Origin of the sequence: Streptomyces sp. NPDC003023 (assembly GCF_042888225.1) — a bacterium.
In the GTDB taxonomy this organism is placed as follows: domain Bacteria; phylum Actinomycetota; class Actinomycetes; order Streptomycetales; family Streptomycetaceae; genus Streptomyces.
In genome coordinates this window covers 1,614,107-1,630,865 of record NZ_JBIAPL010000001.1, presented here as the reverse complement: position 1 = coordinate 1,630,865, position 16,759 = coordinate 1,614,107, and the positions used below count along the sequence as shown (strand labels likewise).

At 71.1% G+C, this 16,759-nt stretch carries 14 protein-coding genes; 3 read left to right on the top strand and 11 right to left on the bottom strand.

Annotated features, from left to right (window positions below; translation table 11 throughout):
- The coding region (locus ACFYV1_RS06790) for a tectonin domain-containing protein (RefSeq protein ID WP_389394271.1) at positions 1-344 on the top strand (344 nt) is incomplete at its 5' end.
- 123 nt (positions 345-467) lie between these two features.
- Here the strand turns inward: ACFYV1_RS06790 and ACFYV1_RS06785 are convergent.
- The 7 genes from ACFYV1_RS06785 to ACFYV1_RS06755 form a co-directional block, all read right to left on the bottom strand.
- Positions 468-1,709 (bottom strand): ROK family protein, encoded by a 1,242-nt coding sequence (locus tag ACFYV1_RS06785; protein ID WP_389394270.1) that lies wholly within the window; start codon positions 1,707-1,709, stop codon positions 468-470.
- 112 nt (positions 1,710-1,821) lie between these two features.
- The gene (locus ACFYV1_RS06780; protein WP_389394269.1) at positions 1,822-2,727 is read right to left on the bottom strand and encodes a PfkB family carbohydrate kinase; all 906 of its coding nucleotides are present in this window, start codon (positions 2,725-2,727) and stop codon (positions 1,822-1,824) included.
- Positions 2,724-3,713, bottom strand: coding sequence for a zinc-dependent alcohol dehydrogenase family protein (locus ACFYV1_RS06775; protein ID WP_389394268.1), 990 nt, complete (start codon positions 3,711-3,713; stop codon positions 2,724-2,726). The genes ACFYV1_RS06780 and ACFYV1_RS06775 overlap by 4 nt, the downstream gene beginning before the upstream one ends.
- Positions 3,710-4,588, bottom strand: a complete 879-nt coding sequence (locus tag ACFYV1_RS06770; protein WP_389394267.1) for a carbohydrate ABC transporter permease — start codon at positions 4,586-4,588, stop codon at positions 3,710-3,712. Before ACFYV1_RS06770 ends, ACFYV1_RS06775 begins: the two co-directional genes overlap by 4 nt.
- Positions 4,585-5,553 (bottom strand): carbohydrate ABC transporter permease, encoded by a 969-nt coding sequence (locus tag ACFYV1_RS06765; protein ID WP_389394266.1) that lies wholly within the window; start codon positions 5,551-5,553, stop codon positions 4,585-4,587. Before ACFYV1_RS06765 ends, ACFYV1_RS06770 begins: the two co-directional genes overlap by 4 nt.
- A complete protein-coding gene (locus tag ACFYV1_RS06760) occupies positions 5,550-6,905 on the bottom strand; it encodes an ABC transporter substrate-binding protein (protein WP_389394265.1) in 1,356 nt (451 codons plus the stop codon). Before ACFYV1_RS06760 ends, ACFYV1_RS06765 begins: the two co-directional genes overlap by 4 nt.
- A gap of 128 nt (positions 6,906-7,033) precedes the next feature.
- Positions 7,034-7,795: a DeoR/GlpR family DNA-binding transcription regulator gene (locus ACFYV1_RS06755; protein WP_389394264.1), complete on the bottom strand. Its 762-nt coding sequence runs from the start codon at positions 7,793-7,795 to the stop codon at positions 7,034-7,036.
- 481 nt (positions 7,796-8,276) lie between these two features.
- On the opposite strand from ACFYV1_RS06755, the gene gndA reads away from it, so the two are divergent.
- A complete protein-coding gene (gene gndA, locus ACFYV1_RS06750; RefSeq protein ID WP_389394263.1) occupies positions 8,277-9,719 on the top strand; it encodes an NADP-dependent phosphogluconate dehydrogenase in 1,443 nt (480 codons plus the stop codon).
- A gap of 420 nt (positions 9,720-10,139) precedes the next feature.
- On the opposite strand, the gene ACFYV1_RS06745 is transcribed toward gndA, so the two are convergent.
- The 4 genes from ACFYV1_RS06745 to ACFYV1_RS06730 all read right to left on the bottom strand — a co-directional run bounded on the left by ACFYV1_RS06745 (position 10,140) and on the right by ACFYV1_RS06730 (position 14,535).
- Positions 10,140-10,892, bottom strand: coding sequence for an aspartate/glutamate racemase family protein (locus tag ACFYV1_RS06745; RefSeq protein WP_389394262.1), 753 nt, complete (start codon positions 10,890-10,892; stop codon positions 10,140-10,142).
- A 34-nt stretch (positions 10,893-10,926) separates the two neighbouring features.
- Complete coding sequence (locus ACFYV1_RS06740; RefSeq protein ID WP_389394261.1) at positions 10,927-11,757, bottom strand: MBL fold metallo-hydrolase; 831 nt, start codon at positions 11,755-11,757, stop codon at positions 10,927-10,929.
- 169 nt (positions 11,758-11,926) lie between these two features.
- Positions 11,927-12,349, bottom strand: a complete 423-nt coding sequence (gene panD, locus ACFYV1_RS06735; protein WP_389394260.1) for an aspartate 1-decarboxylase — start codon at positions 12,347-12,349, stop codon at positions 11,927-11,929.
- A gap of 749 nt (positions 12,350-13,098) precedes the next feature.
- Positions 13,099-14,535: an endo-1,4-beta-xylanase gene (locus tag ACFYV1_RS06730; RefSeq protein ID WP_389394259.1), complete on the bottom strand. Its 1,437-nt coding sequence runs from the start codon at positions 14,533-14,535 to the stop codon at positions 13,099-13,101.
- 587 nt (positions 14,536-15,122) lie between these two features.
- On the opposite strand from ACFYV1_RS06730, the gene ACFYV1_RS06725 reads away from it, so the two are divergent.
- Complete coding sequence (locus ACFYV1_RS06725; RefSeq protein WP_389394258.1) at positions 15,123-16,595, top strand: non-reducing end alpha-L-arabinofuranosidase family hydrolase; 1,473 nt, start codon at positions 15,123-15,125, stop codon at positions 16,593-16,595.
- Positions 16,596-16,759: the final 164 nt, after the last annotated feature.

Below are 16,759 nucleotides of genomic sequence, written 5' to 3'. Positions count from 1 at the left end.
GGGTACAGATCCCCGGAGCCCTCACCGACATCGGAGCCGCCGCCGACGGCACCGTCTGGGGCGTCAACTCCGCAGGCAACATCTACCGCTACACCGGTGACCAGGACGCCGACCACTGGAAGCAGATCAGCGGCGCGCTCAAGGCCATCTCCGCGGGCTCCCGCTCCTCGGTGTGGGGCGTGAACTCGGCCGGCAACATCTACCGCTACACCAACAACGACGCCGGCCCCTGGGTACAGATCCCCGGAGCCCTCACCGACATCGGAGCCGCCGCCGACGGCACCGTCTGGGGCGTCAACTCCGCAGGCAACATCTACCGCTACACCGGCGATCAACTCGGCTAGGGAGGCTCTGAGCATGGCCTCCTGGCGTCATCCGGCGGTGAAGACCGCCGCTTGGCAGAACTGATCGGCGCCGGCGTGCCGGCGGCCCACCGCCTTGAGGGTGATGGGCCGTCGGCTGCGCGGTCAGCGGGCCGCGCGAGTGCCGCCGCGACTGAGGAAGGCGGACAGCGGAAGGGTCGCCGCGCCGACGGTCACCGCGTCCACCCCGAGCCGGCCCAGCTCGATCGTCGTGCGGGACGCAAGGTGGTCGAGGGCGTACTCGCCCGCGTACCGCCGCACTTCGGGAAGGAGGCGCGGACCGAGCAGCAGGCCGGCCCATCCGCCGAGCAGGATGCGCTCGGGCCGGAAGAGGTTGATCAGGTCCGCGACCGCCGCGCCCAGGTACTCGGCCGTTTCGTCGAGGAGGGAGAGCGCCGCCGCGTCCCCGGTGCCCTCCGCGGGGTACGCCGCCGCGAGCAGCGCCGCCAGCGCCGTCTCGTCGTCGGCGTCGGCCGGCAGCGGGCCGCCCGCTTCCCGCCAGCGTTCCCGCAGCCCTTCCGCGCCGGCGTACGCCTCGAGGCAGCCGAGCGCCCCGCAACGGCAGCGCCGTCCCCGGACGCCCACCGTGGTGTGGCCCCATTCGAGGGCGTCGGTCCTGCTGCCCTCCTCGGCGGTGGCGGAGCGCACGACGCACGCGCCGACCCCGGAGCCGATGAGGGCGACCGCGGCGGACGCCGCACCGCGTCCCCCGCCGAACCACATCTCCGCCTGCCCGAGCGTCTTCGCGCCGTTGTCGATGAACAGCGGTACGTCGGGCGGGATCCCCACGGCCTCGCGCAGCAGCCGTTCGAAGGGAACCGCGGTCCAGCCGATGGTCTGGCCGTGCACGATCGCGCCGTCGGTGGCGGACTGCTCGATGAGGCCGGGAACGCCGATGCCGACGCCGAGGAGCCGTCCCGGCCGGGCGTCGGCTTCACGCAGCACGTCGGCGACGCCGGCGCTCACATGGGCGACGATGCGGTCGACGTCGTAGCCGTGCTGGGCGAGGGGCCGCTCGGCGCGGGCCAGTTCGGTGAGCGACAGGTCGAAGAGTTCGACGCGTACGCGGGTCTCGCCGATGTCGATGCCGATCAGCAACCCGCCGGCCGGTGCGACGCGCAGCAGGGTGCGCGGCCGGCCGCCGTCGGAGTCCACGATGCCGGCCTCCTCGAGGGCGCCTTCCACGACCAGCTCGGCGACGACGTTGCTGATGGAACCCGAGCTGAGCCCGGTGACCGGTCCGAGCTCCTGGCGGCTCAGCGGCCCGTCGAAGTACAACCGCCGCAGAACCAGCGCACGGTTGTCCCGCCGCAGGTCACGCACTGTCCGTCGCTTGCCCTCCGCCATGGTGCTCCTTCCCGGACGCAAGATACCCCGGCGGTGCCGGTGCGCTCCGGGCAGCCTGTGCCCCCGCCGGTCGGAGTCGGCGGGGGCACGGGGGCTCCAGTTCGAGGCCGGGTCAGAAATTCACCGGCGCCGAGGGTTCCGTGCCCGCCCGGCCGCAGACGGACCCCGCGACCTGCGAGGCGAAGCCGAGCATCGCCTCGGTCCGGGCGGCAGGCAGATCGAGCCGCCAGGATTCGCCGGCGAGCCACGAGAGCACTCCCGCCATGAACGCGTCGCCCGCCCCGATGGTGTTCACCACCTCGACCGGCACGGCGGGAACGGTGACGGGTGCGCCGTCCGCCGTGTACGCGGCGCTCCCCCGCGCACCACGGGTCATGACCACGAGCCTGCCGCCGCGCGCGAGCTCCCGGCAGCTGGTGTCGGGCTCACGTCCGGGCCACAGCCGGGCCAGGTCCTCGTCGCTGGCCTTCACAAGGCGGGCGGCCTCGCACAGCTCGCGCAGCCGGGCCAGGCCGCGGTCCGCGTCGAGGGTGCGGTCCTCGCGCACGTTGGGGTCGACGACGAGCAGGCTGTCGCGGGCAGCCGCCCGAGCCGTCGCCGCGACGACGGCGGCCGCCGGTTCGACGACGGCGGCCAGGCCGCCGACGTACACGGCGCCGTAGCGGGGCACGTCGGGGGTCCGGTCGGGCAGGGCGAAGGCCGACGTGCGGTCCGTGTGGAAGTGATAGGCGGTGCCGTGCGGGCCCGGGTCGGCGACGGCGAGCGTGGTGGGCAGTGCGGAACGCCCGCACACGGAGAGGTCGACTCCCGCGCCGGTGAGCCGGCGTTCGACGATGCCGGCGAAGGCGTCACCGCCCAGTGTCCCGGCGAAGGAGACCGGTGTGCCGAGCCGGGCGAGCCCCACGGCGACGTTGGCGGGCGCGCCGCCGGGCTGCGCGCGCAGTTCCTCGGGCCGGCCCGGCTCCGGTACAAGGTCGATCAGGGCCTCTCCGAGGACGAGAACCCCGTCCCGGCTCACGGCTGCACCACGATCTTGCGTCCCTGGCCCGCCTTGAAGCGCTCGATGGCCTGCGGGTACTGCTCGAGCGGCAGCCGGTCGCTGATGAAGACGGACGGGTCGAGGACGCCGGTGGCGAAGAGGGCGGCGGCTCGCTCGTAGCTGTGGAGCACCGCCATGGAGCCGGTGATGGTGATCTCCTGGTTGTAGATGCGGTACGGCTCGATCACGGCCGTGGTCGCGTAGTCGGCCACGCCGAACTGCAGGAACGTGCCGCCCTTGGCGACGCGCCCGAGGCCGTCCTGGATGGCCTTGGCGTTGCCGGTCGCGTCGATGACGACGTCCCAGCCGCCGGGGCAGTCGAGTTCGTCGGCGGCCGCGGCCGTACGGGAGCAGCCGAGGACACCGGCGGTGGCGAGCCGGTCGGGGTTGACGTCGAGGACGTCGACGCCTGCCGCGCCGGTGCGCTTGGCGAGCTCGAGCATCATCAGTCCCATGGTGCCGGAGCCGTAGATGAGGACTTCTGCTCCCAGGGTGCTGTTGAGGACGTCGTAGCCGCGGACGGCGCAGGACAGGGGCTCGATGAGCGCGGCGTCCCTGACGTCGATGTGGCCGGGCAGTTTGACGCAGTTGGCGACCGGGGCCACGGCGAACTCGGCGGCGCCGCCGGGCACGGTGACGCCGATGGCGGCCCAGCGGTCGCAGAGGTTGCCGCGGCCGCTGCGGCAGTAGCGGCACTCGTGGCAGTGCAGGGAGGGGTCGACGGCGACGAGGTCGCCGACGGCCAGTTCGGTGACGTCCTGGCCGATGCCGACGACCTCGCCGGCGAACTCGTGGCCGGGCACGATCGGCAGCGTGGGCGCGAACTCGCCCTCGAGGATGTGCAGATCGGTGCCGCACAGTCCGCAGGAGGCCACGGAGACGACGACGTCACGCGGTCCCGGGGTGGGGTCGGGGACGGTCGTGACCGAGACCTTGCCGGGTGCTTCGACGATCGCTGCCCTCATTTGACGGCTCCAAGAGACAGGCCCTGGACGAGTTTGTCCTGGGCGGCGTAGCCGGCGGCGAGCACCGGCAGGGACACGACGACGGACGCGGCGCACAGCTGGGCGAGGAACAGGCCCTGGCTGGTGACGAATCCTGTGAGGTGGACGGGGGCGGTCTGGGCGACGACGCCGGTCAGCACCCTGGCGAACAGCAGCTCGTTCCAGCTGAAGATGAAGCAGATCAGCGCGGTGGCGGCGATACCGGGACCGGCTACGGGGGCGACGACCCTGGCCAGCACGGTCGGCAGCCGGGCGCCGTCGACCTGGGCGGCCTCGATGATGGAGACCGGTACGTCGGCGAGGAAGGACTGCATCATCCACACCGCGATCGGCAGGTTCATCGAGGTGTAGAGGATGACCAGGAGCCAGACGTTGTCCAGCATCCCGGTGTTCTTCGCGAACAGGTAGACCGGCAGCAGACCGGCGACGACCGGCAGCATCTTCGTGGACAGGAAGAAGAACATCACGTCCGTCCACTTGCGCACCCGTCGGATGGACAGTGCGTAGGCGGCGGGCAGCGCGAGGACGAGGACGAGGGCTGTCGAGAAGACGGACGCGGACAGCGAGTTGATCAGCGGTGGCCACGGGGTCGGCCCGCCTCCGCCGCCGAAGAACGCGCGGTATCCGTCGAGGGTGAGGGCTGCGGCGAGCGAGGGCGGATTGGTGGCGGCGTCCGCCTCCGAGTGGAAGGAGGTGAGCAGCATCCACAGGGCCGGCAGGCAGAAGGCGATGCCCGCGATCCAGGCCAGTACGCCGAGGGCGGCGGAGCGGCGTCGGGCCTTGCGTGCGGCGGGCGGGACCGTCCCCTGCGACGGTCGGAGGGTGGTGGCGGTCATGCTCGGGTCGCCTCCTCACGGAAGAGGGACGAGACCACCCGGAGCGCGAAGGTCGCGATGACGATGGTGCCGATCACGACGACGACTCCCGCGGCGGACGCCAGTCCGTATTCGTGGGCCTGGTAGAAGGTCTGGTAGATGGTGTAGGGGAGGTTGGCGGTGCCGAGCCCGCCGGAGGTGATGGTGAAGACGGCGTCGAAGTTCTGCACGATGTACACCGAGCCGAGCAGGACGCCCAGTTCGAGGTAGCGACGCAGATGGGGCAGCGTCAGGTAGCGGAACATCTGCCAGTTCCCGGCGCCGTCGAGCCGTGCGGCCTCGAGCATCTCGGCGGGTCTGCTCTGCAGTCCGGCGAGCAGGATCAGCATCATGAACGGCGTCCACTGCCACACGAGGGACGCCTCGACCGCGAGCAGCGGCATCTCGGAGACCCAGTCGGGCTGCCCGAGGCCCAGCCAGTTCAGGACTCCGTTGAACAGCCCGTACTCGGGGTTGTAGAGCGCGTGCTTCCACAGCAGGGCCGCGGAGACGGGGACCAGCAGGAACGGGGTGATGAGCAGGGTCCGCACCATGCCCCGGCCGAAGAACGCGCGGTCCAGGAGCAGGGCGAGGAGCAGTCCGAGGACGACGCTTGCGAGGACGACGGTCGCGGTCAGCAGCACGGTGGTGACGACCGATTCGCGCAGAGCCGGGTCGGTGAAGACGGCGGAGTAGTTGGTCAGCCCGGTGAAGGCGCGCTCGTCGGGATCGAGGGAGTTCCAGTCGAACAGGGAGATCACCAGCGTCGCCACGAACGGCAGTTGGGTGACGACGATCAGGAAGACCAGTGCGGGCAGGAGCGGCGCCCGGGTCGCCCAGGCGCGTGTCCCCTCGCCCCGGGTCCGGCCGCGTGCGCCGGATCCCGGAGGTGTGGTGGACGGCGTGTGCGTCCGTGGGCTGGGTGGTGTGCTGAGGGATGTACTCACCGGTACTCCTTGGCGACCTTCTCGGCCAGTGACTGGGAGGCGTCGAGGGCCTCCTCGACGGACTGGCGGCCGGCGATGGCCGCGCTGATCTCCTGGGAGACCTTCGTCCCGAGGTCGGTGAACTCGGGGATGCCGACGAACTGGATGCCCGCCGTGGGGCGTGGCTGGGTGCCGGGGTCGAGCGGGTCGGCGCCCGCGATGGCCTTCTCGGTGACGGCCGCGAACGCTCCGGCGCTCTTGAGGTACTCGGGCCGGTCGTAGGTGGAGGCCCGCTTCCCCGCGGGCACGTTCGCCCAGCCGCTCTCCTCGCCGACCAGCTGTTCGTACTCCTTGCCCGACGCCCAGGAGATGAACTTCCATGCCTTGTCGGGCTTCTTGGACGCCTTCTGCATGCCCCATGCCCAGGTGTAGAGCCAGCCCGAGCTGTCGGTCTTCTCCACGGGCGCCGGCACGTAGCCGATCCTGCCCTTCACCGGGGAGCCGGCGGCCTCGAGTGATCCGGCACCCGCGGTGGCGTCGTACCACATGGCGGTCTTGCCCTGGGTCATGTTGTTGAGGCACTCGGCGTATCCGGACTGGGCCGCGCCCGACTCGCCGTGCTTGCGCACCAGGTCCACGTAGAACTCGGTGGCTTTCGTGAACTCGGGCGAGTCCAGCTGTGCCTCCCAGTCCTTGCTGAACCAGGTGCCGCCCATGGTGTTGACGACGGTGGTGAGCGGGGCGATGACCTCGCCCCAGCCGGGCAGGCCGCGCAGGCAGATGCCCTTCATGCCCTTCTCGGCGCCGTCCGCCTCGGCGGCGAGGTCGGCGACCTGCTGCCACGTCGGCCGGTCCGGCATCACGAGGCCCTTCGCGGCGAAGACGTCCTTGCGGTACATGAGGAAGGACGACTCCCCGTAGAACGGCTCCGCGTAGAGGCTTCCCTCATGGGTGAGCGACTGGGCGACGGGGGCGAGGATGTCGTCCTGGTCGAAGGCCGTGTCGGTCCGGGTGTAGTCGTCGAGCGAGTGGAGCCAGCCGTTCTCGGCGAAGAACGGGACCTCGAAGTTGCTGATGGTGGCGATGTCGTACTGCCCGGCCTGGTTGGAGAAGTCCTGACTGATCTTGTCGCGGACGTCGTTCTCCGGGAGCACCGTGAAGTTGACCTTGATGCCGGTCTCCTTGGTGAAGTGCCGGGCGGTCAGCTTCTGCAGTTCGACCATCTGCGGGTTGTTGACCATCAGCACATTGAGGGCGTCGCCGCCTCCGAAGGAGGTGCCGCCCGCTCCGGCGCATCCGGCGAGGACGGCCATGGCCGCCGTGCCCGCGACCACCCGCACGCGGATCCCACGTCGTCGTCGTTGGTGGGGCATCTGTTCTCCTGATCACTGGTAGCGGTTCCGGGTACGTCGTTCGGGCATGCCGGACCTGCCCATGGCCCGGGTACGGCGGCGACGGCTGTGGAGGTGGTTGACGGGTCGGACGGGAGGTGGTTGACGGGTCAGACGCGGACGACCTGCGGTCCCAGCAGCGAGTAGCGCTGGGCCTCGGCCGACGGGAGTCCGGCGTCGGTGACGACGGCCTCGAAGTCCGCGACGTCGGCGAAGCGGCAGAAGCTCACCGCGCCGAACTTGGTGTGCACACCGGTGAAGATCCGGCGGCGTGCGCTGCGCATGGCCTGGGCCTTGACCTCGCTGACCGCCGGGTCGGGCGTGGTCAGGCCGTATTCGCGGGAGATGCCGTTGGCGCCGACGTACGCCAGGTCGATGACGAAGCCGGAGAGCATCCGGGTGGCCCAGTGGTCGACCGTGGCCATCGTCGCCCCGCGGACCCGTCCGCCGAGGAGCAGTACGGCGATCTTCTCGGCGTCGGCGAGGGCGGTCGCCACCGCCAGGGAGGCGGTGACCACCGTCAGCCGGCGGTCGCGCGGCAGGGCCTCGGCGACGAGTTGCGGGGTGAAGCCCTCGTCGACGAAGACGGTTTCCGCGTCGCCGAGCAGTTCGGCGGCGGCGGCCGCGATCCGCGACTTCTGCGGAACGTGGCGGGTGGTGCGGGTCGCGAGTGTCGTCTCGAAGCCGGCGCTCTCGACCGGGTAGGCGCCGCCGTGGGTGCGGCGGACCAGGCCGTGTTCCTCCAGGGTGTGGAGGTCGCGGCGGATGGTCTCCTTGGCCACACGGAACCGCTCGGCCAGCCGATTGACGTCGACCGACCCGTCCCGCCGGGCAGCGTCGAGAATTCCGCGTCGGCGTTCGTCGGTGTCCACGGCGCACTTCCCTGCTTGTACTGGTGCTTGTGCTGGTGCTTGTGCTGGTGCTGGTGCTGGTGCTGGTGACTCAGCTGGAGCCTGTGCTGCCCGGAGGCTGCTCATGGGTCCGACGTCCGTTCGGGCCCATGTGTCGTTTGTACAAGCAGGCAACCCCGCTGGACCAGCATCTTCGCGCTGTGGGGCATGCCCGTTCATGCCCGTTTCCACTCGAGTGTCGTCGCTGGTGGGGCCGGGGCACCCGTTTCCGGCGGGCCGGGTCGCTGCCCGATTCGGGCGAGGCGGTGCCCGAACGGTGCCCGCGTGCGGAGCTTCCCGTCCGGGTACGGGTGCGGAGCACCGTCCGCAGGCCGACCATCGGTGAGTGGCGGGGACCGCCGGCACGTATCCGTGGGAGGCGGGACGGACGGACTCATCCGACCGGGCACGACGGACAGACATGACCGCATCCATGACATCCAGGACATCCAGGAGCACACGCATGAGTGGAACCGCCCAGATCGGTGTCACCGGGCTCGCGGTGATGGGCCGCAACCTCGCCCGCAACTTCGCGCGCAACGGGTTCACCGTCGCCGTGCACAACCGGACGGCGGCGCGGACGCGGGCGCTGGTCGAGGAGTTCGGCGACGAGGGCACCTTCGTCGCCGCCGAGTCGGCGCAGGAGTTCGTCGCGGCGCTGGAGCGGCCGCGCCGGCTGGTCGTCATGGTCAAGGCGGGTGAGCCGACGGACGCGGTGATCGAGGAGTTCGCGCCGCTGCTGGAGGAGGGCGACGTCATCGTCGACGGTGGCAATGCCCACTTCGCCGACACCCGGCGCCGTGAGAAGGAACTGCGGAAACGCGGCATCCACTTCGTGGGCGTGGGCATCTCCGGCGGCGAGGAGGGCGCGCTGAACGGGCCCAGCGTCATGCCGGGCGGCTCCGCCGAGTCGTACGAATCGCTCGGCCCGCTGCTCGAGCGGATCGCGGCCGAGGCACCCGACGGCACGCCGTGCGTCAGCCATGTCGGGCCGGACGGCGCGGGCCACTTCGTGAAGATGGTCCACAACGGCATCGAGTACGCCGACATGCAGCTCATCGCGGAGGCGTACCACCTGCTGCGCGCCGTAGCCGGCTACTCCCCCTCGCAGATCGCGGATACGTTCCGGACCTGGAACACGGGAAGGCTGGACTCGTACCTGATCGAGATCACCGCGGAGGTGCTCGCGCACACCGACGCGGCCACCGGGAAGCCGTTCGTCGACGTGGTCACCGACCAGGCCGAGCAGAAGGGCACGGGCCGCTGGACGGTGCAGATCGCCCTCGACCTGGGCGTACCGGTCTCCGGCATCGCGGAGGCCGTCTTCGCCCGTTCGCTGTCGGGTCACGCGCGGCTCAGGGACGCCTCGCGTTCGCTGCCCGGTCCGCAGCCGGAGCCCCTCGGGGCGAAGGACGCGGCCCGCTTCGCGGACCGGGTGGAGCAGGCGTTGTACGCGTCCAAGATCGTGTCCTACACGCAGGGCTTCCACCAGGTGCAGGCCGGCAGCGAGGAGTACGGCTGGGGCATCGACGCCGGCGCGGTCGCGGCGATCTGGCGGGCGGGGTGCATCATCCGGGCGGCGTTCCTGGACCGGATCCGCGGGGCGTACGACGCGCAGCCGGATCTACCCGGTCTGCTGGCGGACAAGGAGTTCGCCAAGGAGATCGGGGCCGCGCAGGACGACTGGCGCGAGGTGGTGGCGACGGCGGCCCGACACGGTGTGCCGACGCCGGGCTTCTCCGCCGCCCTGGCCCACTACGACGCGCTGCATGCCGCCAGGCTGCCCGCCGCGCTCACCCAGGGCCAGCGTGACTTCTTCGGTGCGCACACCTACCGGCGGACCGACCGCGAGGGGGCGTTCCACACACTCTGGGGCGGCGACCGCTCGGAAGTGGACGCGGACTGACCGGCGGCGTGTGTCATGGCAAGGCCCTGAGCGGGATTCCTCCTGCTCAGGGCCTGCCTTCTGCTCGTGTGCCGTCCATTGCGGGACCGGGTCGGGCCGCCTCCGCGCGGAGTCACGGCACGGTGCGGGCCGCCCTGGTCAGGGCCCGGCGGGGCTCGGCTGGGGTTCCGGCTCGGGGCCGGGTCCCGGAGGACTCGGGATCGGATCCGGCGAAGGCACCGGTGGCGGGCTCGGCGTGGGCACGGGCCCCGGCAGCGGACCCGGGTCCGGCGGCGCTCCGGGGTCGGGCGTCGGCACCGGTGGTGCGGGGTCGGGGTACGGGTGCGTCATGCCGGCCTCCAGGTGCGAAGTCGTACGGTGCGGATCTCTCCCGCTCCGCGTTCCCAGGCTCGCGCGATCCACTCACCCCGTCGCGACATGTCACTCCCGTCGCGCGACCGGTCCCGCCTTCCGAGGGGGTCTGTGCACCGGCCCGGCGGGCGAGACGGCCGCAGGGCTGCCCTGCGGGTGACGGCCGGCCCGCACGTCCGCCTGTCCGGCGCCGACCGCGGTGGCGGCCGCTGCGGCGGCCGCGCGGAAGCCGGGCTCCGGGCTGGAGAGCACCGGCACCTGACTGCCGGCACGGTCGGCGGCCCCCGCCATCGATGCCTGGGCGAGCACGACGACGTCCGCGTCGCCCACCGAGTCGAGCGCGGCGGCCACGGAGTCCAGATAGCCGTCGCGGTCGCCCGCCTCGAATCGCTGCCACGCTCCTTCGACGAGCCGTGTGCTCAGCTCGATGTCACGTCCGGCGGCCTCCTCGAGGACGAGGGCGGCGGTCGGTTCCAGCGTGCTGCTCACCGTCGCGAGCAGGACGATCCGCCGGTACCGGACCGCGGCGGCGGCCATCGGCCGGTCCACGCGCAGCACCGGGACACCGAGCCGGGGCCCACAGGCCTCGGCGACGCCGCCGATCGTCGAACAGGTGCACAGCACGGCGTCCGCGCCGTCGGCGACCGCTTCGGCGACGGCGTCGGCCACAGCCGGGGCCACCGCCTCCGGCCCCTCCCGTACGGCTCCGGCCAGCAGTTCCTCGCGGACGAGGTGCCGCAGCCTCAGGGACGGGTGGTAGCGGTCCCGCAGCCCGTCGAAGACGGGTATGTGGACGGCGGAGGTGTGCAGCAGGGCCAGCATGGGCCCGATGCTAGTGCGGCCGTCGTCCGCGGTTTCAGCCGGCCACGACCGGGGCCGGCGGGGCGTCTCCCGGTTCGAAGGACGCGAGCATCTGCTCGAGGACGGCCTGGTCGGGACCGACGAAGGGGTCGGCGCCGGGCGCCGCGCTGATGTTGTCGATCATCTTGGGCCCGATGCCGAGGGCGGGCGGCAGATGGGTGCTGAGGACGGCTTCCGGGGCCATCTCCCGCAGCGGCTGGATGGTGCGCAGGTACTTGACGGTGTCGACGGAGTGGACCCAAGGGCTGTCCACGGTCGCCCAGAGCAGCTGCCCCGCCCGCAGGTCGTCGTCCCTGACGTCGCCCGCATGGTCCGTCACTGCGAGTTCGGCGGTGGGCAGCGGGGCGCCGAAGCAGTCCGAGCTGAAGCAGGCGTGCGACTTGTCGTCGTAGAAGGCGGTCGTGGCGGGACTGTCGAACAGCGGCGGCCGGAAGGCCCGAAGCGTACGGTCGCCCACGTCGAGGGACTGGCCGGGATTGAGCAGATACACACGGTCCAGCGGCAGCGGCCGCTCGGTGGACATGATTCCCACCGCGAGGAACGTCGTGACGAGCCTGGCGCGGGGCGCCGCGTCGAGCAGCGCGAACAGCCCTCCCGTGTGGTCACGGTCGGGATGCGTCAGCCAGATCCAGCGCACGTCCTCGGGGTCGACCACCGAGCCGAGCGAGTTGAGGAAATCACGGTCGGGAAGCCCGAGGCCGGTGTCGACGACAACGGGCTCCGCGGCGTGGAGCACGAAGGCGTTGACCGGCAGGAAGCCGATGCCGGGCACTTCGAGGTGGTCGTTGAGGACGCTGATTTCCTGACCGACTTTGTGAATACGCATGGCGGTCTCCGGGAACCCCCCTGGGAGCAGGGAAGGGATCGCGGCGGCTCCACCACCGAGCCGCGGTCACCGCGGGCCCCACGCCTTCGGCGTGCCCACCACCGGGCCGAGACACTTCTGCCGTTCCCAGTCTGCGCCCGGGCGGCACGGCACGCCCGCGCACGCCACGTCAGAGTGCGGCGGCGGCCTGAGGACTGCGCGCGGTGTCGGTGCCGGGCACCGGCTCGGAGGCGTCGGAGCCGAGGGCCACGATCCGGTTGTCCTCGTCGACGTGCACGACGCTGGGCACCAGGGTGCGGGCCTCCGCGTCCTCGACCTGGGCGTAGCTGATGAGGATGACGAGATCGCCGGGGTGCACGAGGTGCGCGGCCGCGCCGTTGATCCCGATCACACCGGAGCCGCGCTGCCCCTCGATGACGTAGGTCTCCAGCCGGGCGCCGTTGGTGATGTCGACGATGTGGACGAGCTCGCCGGGCAGCAGGTCGGCGGCGTCCATGAGGTCGCGGTCGACGGTGACGGAGCCGACGTAGTGCAGGTCGGCCTGGGTGACCGTGGCCCGGTGGATCTTGGACTTGAACATCGTACGCATCATCGGGGCACTCCCAAAAATAGGCTCCCTGCCTGCGTTTTTGCAGGTCAAGGGCTGTTTCGACATCCTACAACGAGTCGCATGCCCGGGCAGCTGTCCCCAGGTTTCCAGGGCTCCTGCTGACCACTTGCCGACTTCTCTGACAACCCGTCAGATAACCGGAGGAGGGCTTCGCCCACTCTCGCGGACCCCACCGTGGCGACGACCCAAGCCTACGCCAGGCGGCGCTCAGCATGCTGGAGTCGCTGCTGTTCAAGGGGGGAGCCGATACCGGTCCGTCGCCGGTCCCGAGGGCTGTCGTACCCGCAGGCCGTGCGAAGACCGTGCGGGGGCGACCGGACGTGCGGTGACCTCGACGAGCTGCTCGGCATCCGGGCGGGCCGGGCGTGGGCGCAGCGGACCGGAACGGCAGGAAGCGGACGATCCGGGCGACCACGGCGGCCGTCTCCGACGACTGCGTCGAGGACCGGCTGACACCGCCGGCCTGTGGGGCGCAGTTCCGCGACGCCCTGGAGGGGCGTCGCCCAGCCCGGTGCCACTCCGTGACCGCGGCGGGAGCAGGCTGCCCGGCTGTCTGCCTGCCCAGGGGCCTCCGGCTTCGGGCGGCGGCCCGGCCGAGGAGGGGGCGGGCACGTCGGCATCGGCGCCACGGGGTTGCCGTCCTCGCCTCGGTCCGGCTGCTCCGGAACCGGGAGCGAGGGCCGCCGTTCTCCACGGCGGCCCTCGCGGCCATCAGGGACAGGAAGGCCTTGTCAGGCGCGGGTCCAGCGCTGGTTGCTGCCGCCCGAGCATGAGTAGATCTGGATCTGGGTGCCGTTGGCGGTACCGGCGCCGACGGCGTCGAGGCAGAGGCCGGACTGGACGCCGACGATGGAACCGTCGGAGTTCAGGCGCCACTTCTGGTTGTCGCCGCCCCAGCAGCTGTAGATCTGGACCTTGGCGCCGTTGGCGCTGCCGGCGGCGTCCAGGCACTTGTTGCCGTAGACCCGCAGCTCACCGGAGGAGGTGAGCTCCCACTGCTGGTTGGTGCGGCCGTTGCAGTCCCACAGCTGGACCTGGGTGCCGTCGCTCGTGGCGGCGTTGGGCACGTCCAGGCAGCGGCCCGAGCCGACGCCCTTGATCGTGTTGCCGTCCGTGGGGGGCTCCGAGGTGTCGCCGCCGTTGAGCGCGTTGAGGACGGCGGTGTACGCCTGCTTCTTGCTGCCGTCGTTGTTGAACAGCAGCGGCGTCTGCTCCGAGCGCCAGGAGTCCATGTCGCGTACGCCCCAGACGGTGACGCCGAGGCAGCGGGAGACGGCCAGACAGTCGTTGACCACGTTGGCGTAGGTCGTGGGCGAGGCGCCCTGGATGTCGAGTTCGGTGACGGCCACGTCGACGCCGAGGGCGGCGAAGTTCTGCAGGGTGGTGCGGAAGTTGCTGTCGTAGGGGCTGCCGCTGTTGAAGTGCGACTGGAAGCCGACGCAGTCGATCGGCACGCCGCGCGCCTTGAAGTCCCGCACCATGTTGTACATGGCCTGGGTCTTGGCCCAGTTCCAGTTCTCGACGTTGTAGTCGTTGTAGCAGAGCTTGGCGCTCGGGTCGGCGGCACGCGCGGTGCGGAACGCGTCCTCGATCCAGTCGTTGCCGCTGCGCTGGAGGTTGGAGTCGCGCCGGGCGCCGGAACTGCCGTCGGCGAACGCCTCGTTCACGACGTCCCACTGGGCGATCTTGCCCTTGTAGTGGGCCATCACGCCGTTGATGTGGTTCCGCATCGCCTGGCGCAGGTCGCTGCCGCTGAGGCTCTGCATCCAGCCGGGCTGCTGGGAGTGCCAGGCCAGCGTGTGACCGCGCACCTCCTTGCCGTTCTGCACCGCCCAGTTGTAGACGCGGTCGGCGGCGCTGAAGTTGAACTGGCCCCGCTGCGGCTCGGTGGCGTCGATCTTCATCTCGTTCTCGGCCGTCACCGAGTTGAACTCGCGGTTCGCGATCGATGTGTAGGCCGAGTCGCCCAGTTTGCCCGAGGCGATGGCGACACCGAAGTAGCGGCCGCTCTGCGCCGCCGCGGCGCCGAGGGTGCTCTCGGCGGCCTGGGCCTGAGGCGGCGGCGCGGCCACCGCGCCGGCGAAGCCGAGGGCGCCGACGAGCAGCGCGGGCAGCAGGACGCGGAATCTCCGCCGGACGGCGGCTCTGGGGAGGGCATGAAAGCCCATGTCTGTGCCTCCAAGGTAGGGGGACGGATCCACCGGCACTGCGGTCCCGCCGCGCCGTGAGCAGCTCCTCGCCCGGTCCCGGCGGGTCCGGCGGTGTCGGCCGGTCGCCGGGTGGACGCGGTGCGGTGTGCGTGGATCCGTCGTGCGGTGGTGCGCGGCTCACGGGTGCGGCACCGTCTGCACGGGGGACGAGCTTGTTCGACCGTTCGAACGGCGGTCGCTTTGTCAAACGGGATAGTGGGGGGGTTGATGATGGCCCGTCAAGCCTTGGCGCGGAAAAACTTTCCGTTTCTCTTTCGAAAGTTTCGAACCGTCTTGCCGATTGTCACGGAGCCGGCGCTTTCCGTCACATTACCTCCCACCTGCTCCTTCGTGGCCGCTCCACCGCAAATGCGCCACCGGAAGCGGAACTTCCTCACGCCTCGGCCTGTTCCAGACCTTGACCTCGCGCCCTCACCTCCCTAGCTTGTGGCGACACGCAACCGACTTTTTCCGAAACTTTCGAAACGTTCGATCCCGGTCCGGCTGCCGCTCCCCCGCACTACGGCGACATCACCCCCACACCCCACCCTTAGGAGGCCCTTGCGATGTGGCTCCGCCACGCGTCCCCGGTCCGTCCGAGACACCTGCTCGCCGTGCTCGCCCCCCTGTTACTGCTGGCCGCGGTCGTCGGCGCCCAGCCGGCCGAGGCCGCGACCGTGGACACGAACGCCTCGTACGTGCTGGTCAACCGCAACAGCGGCAAGGCGTTGGACGTCTACAACCTGGCGACGAACGACGGCGCCCGGATCACCCAGTGGGCGAGGAACGACCAGGCCCAGCAGCAGTGGCAGTTCGTCGACTCCGGCAACGGTTACTACCGCATCAAGTCCCGCCACTCCGGCAAGGTGCTCGACGTCTACAACTGGTCCACGGCGAACGGCGGTTCGATCGTCCAGTGGACCGACCTGAACGCCGCCAACCAGCAGTGGCGGCTGGCCGACAGCTCGGACGGCCACGTCCGCCTCATCTCCCGCCACAGCGGCAAGGCGCTCGAGGTGCAGGGCGCCTCCACCGCCGACAACGCCGACGTCGTCCAGTACGACGACTGGGGCGGGACCAACCAGCAGTGGCAGCTCGTCAAGGTCGGCTCGGACACCGGCAACCCCGGCTCCTGTGACCTGCCGTCGAGCTACCGCTGGAGCTCCACCGGCGCGCTGGCGCAGCCCCGCTCGGGGTGGGTGTCGCTCAAGGACTTCACCGTCGCCCCCTACAACGGCAAGCAGCTGGTCTACGCGACCACGCACGACACCGGGACGCGGTGGGGTTCGATGAACTTCGGCCTGTTCGGGGCCTGGTCGGAGATGGGCTCGGCGAGCCAGAACGCGATGAACAGCTCCACCGTCGCGCCCAGCCTCTTCCACTTCGCGCCGAAGAACATCTGGGTGCTGGCCTACCAGTGGGGAAGCACCGCCTTCTCCTACCGGACGTCGACCGATCCCACCAACCCCAACGGCTGGTCGTCCGAGCAGGCACTGTTCTCCGGGACCATCTCCGGCTCCGGAACGGGGCCGATCGACCAGGCTCTCATCGGTGACGGCACGAACATGTACCTGTTCTTCGCCGGCGACAACGGCAAGATCTACCGGGCGAGCATGCCGATCGGGAACTTCCCCGGCAGCTTCGGCTCGACCTCCACCGTGGTCATGAGCGACACGACGAACAACCTGTTCGAGGCGCCGCAGGTCTACAAGCTGCAGGGCCAGAACCGCTACCTCATGATCGTCGAGGCGATCGGCTCGCAGGGCCGGTACTTCCGCTCGTTCACCGCGACCAGCCTGGGCGGCAACTGGACGCCCCAGGCCGCGACCGAGAGCAACCCGTTCGCCGGCAAGGCCAACAGCGGCGCCACCTGGACCAACGACATCAGTCACGGCGAGCTGCTGCGGACCAGCGCCGACCAGACCATGACCGTCGACCCCTGCAACCTGCAGCTGCTCTACCAGGGCCGCAGCCCCAACTCCGGAGGTGACTACGGCCTGCTGCCCTACCGCCCGGGCCTGCTGACGCTGCGGCGCTGACCGGGCCGCAGGGAAGAAGACCTGTTCCGAGGGGGAGCCGGTGCGGCGGGGCGGGGGGGGGGGCCCGGCCCCCCCCCCCCCGGGGGCCCCCCCCCCCCGCCCGGGGGGGCCCCCCCCCCGCCCGGGCCCCCCGGGCCCCGCGCCCCCCGGGCCCGGGGGGCCGC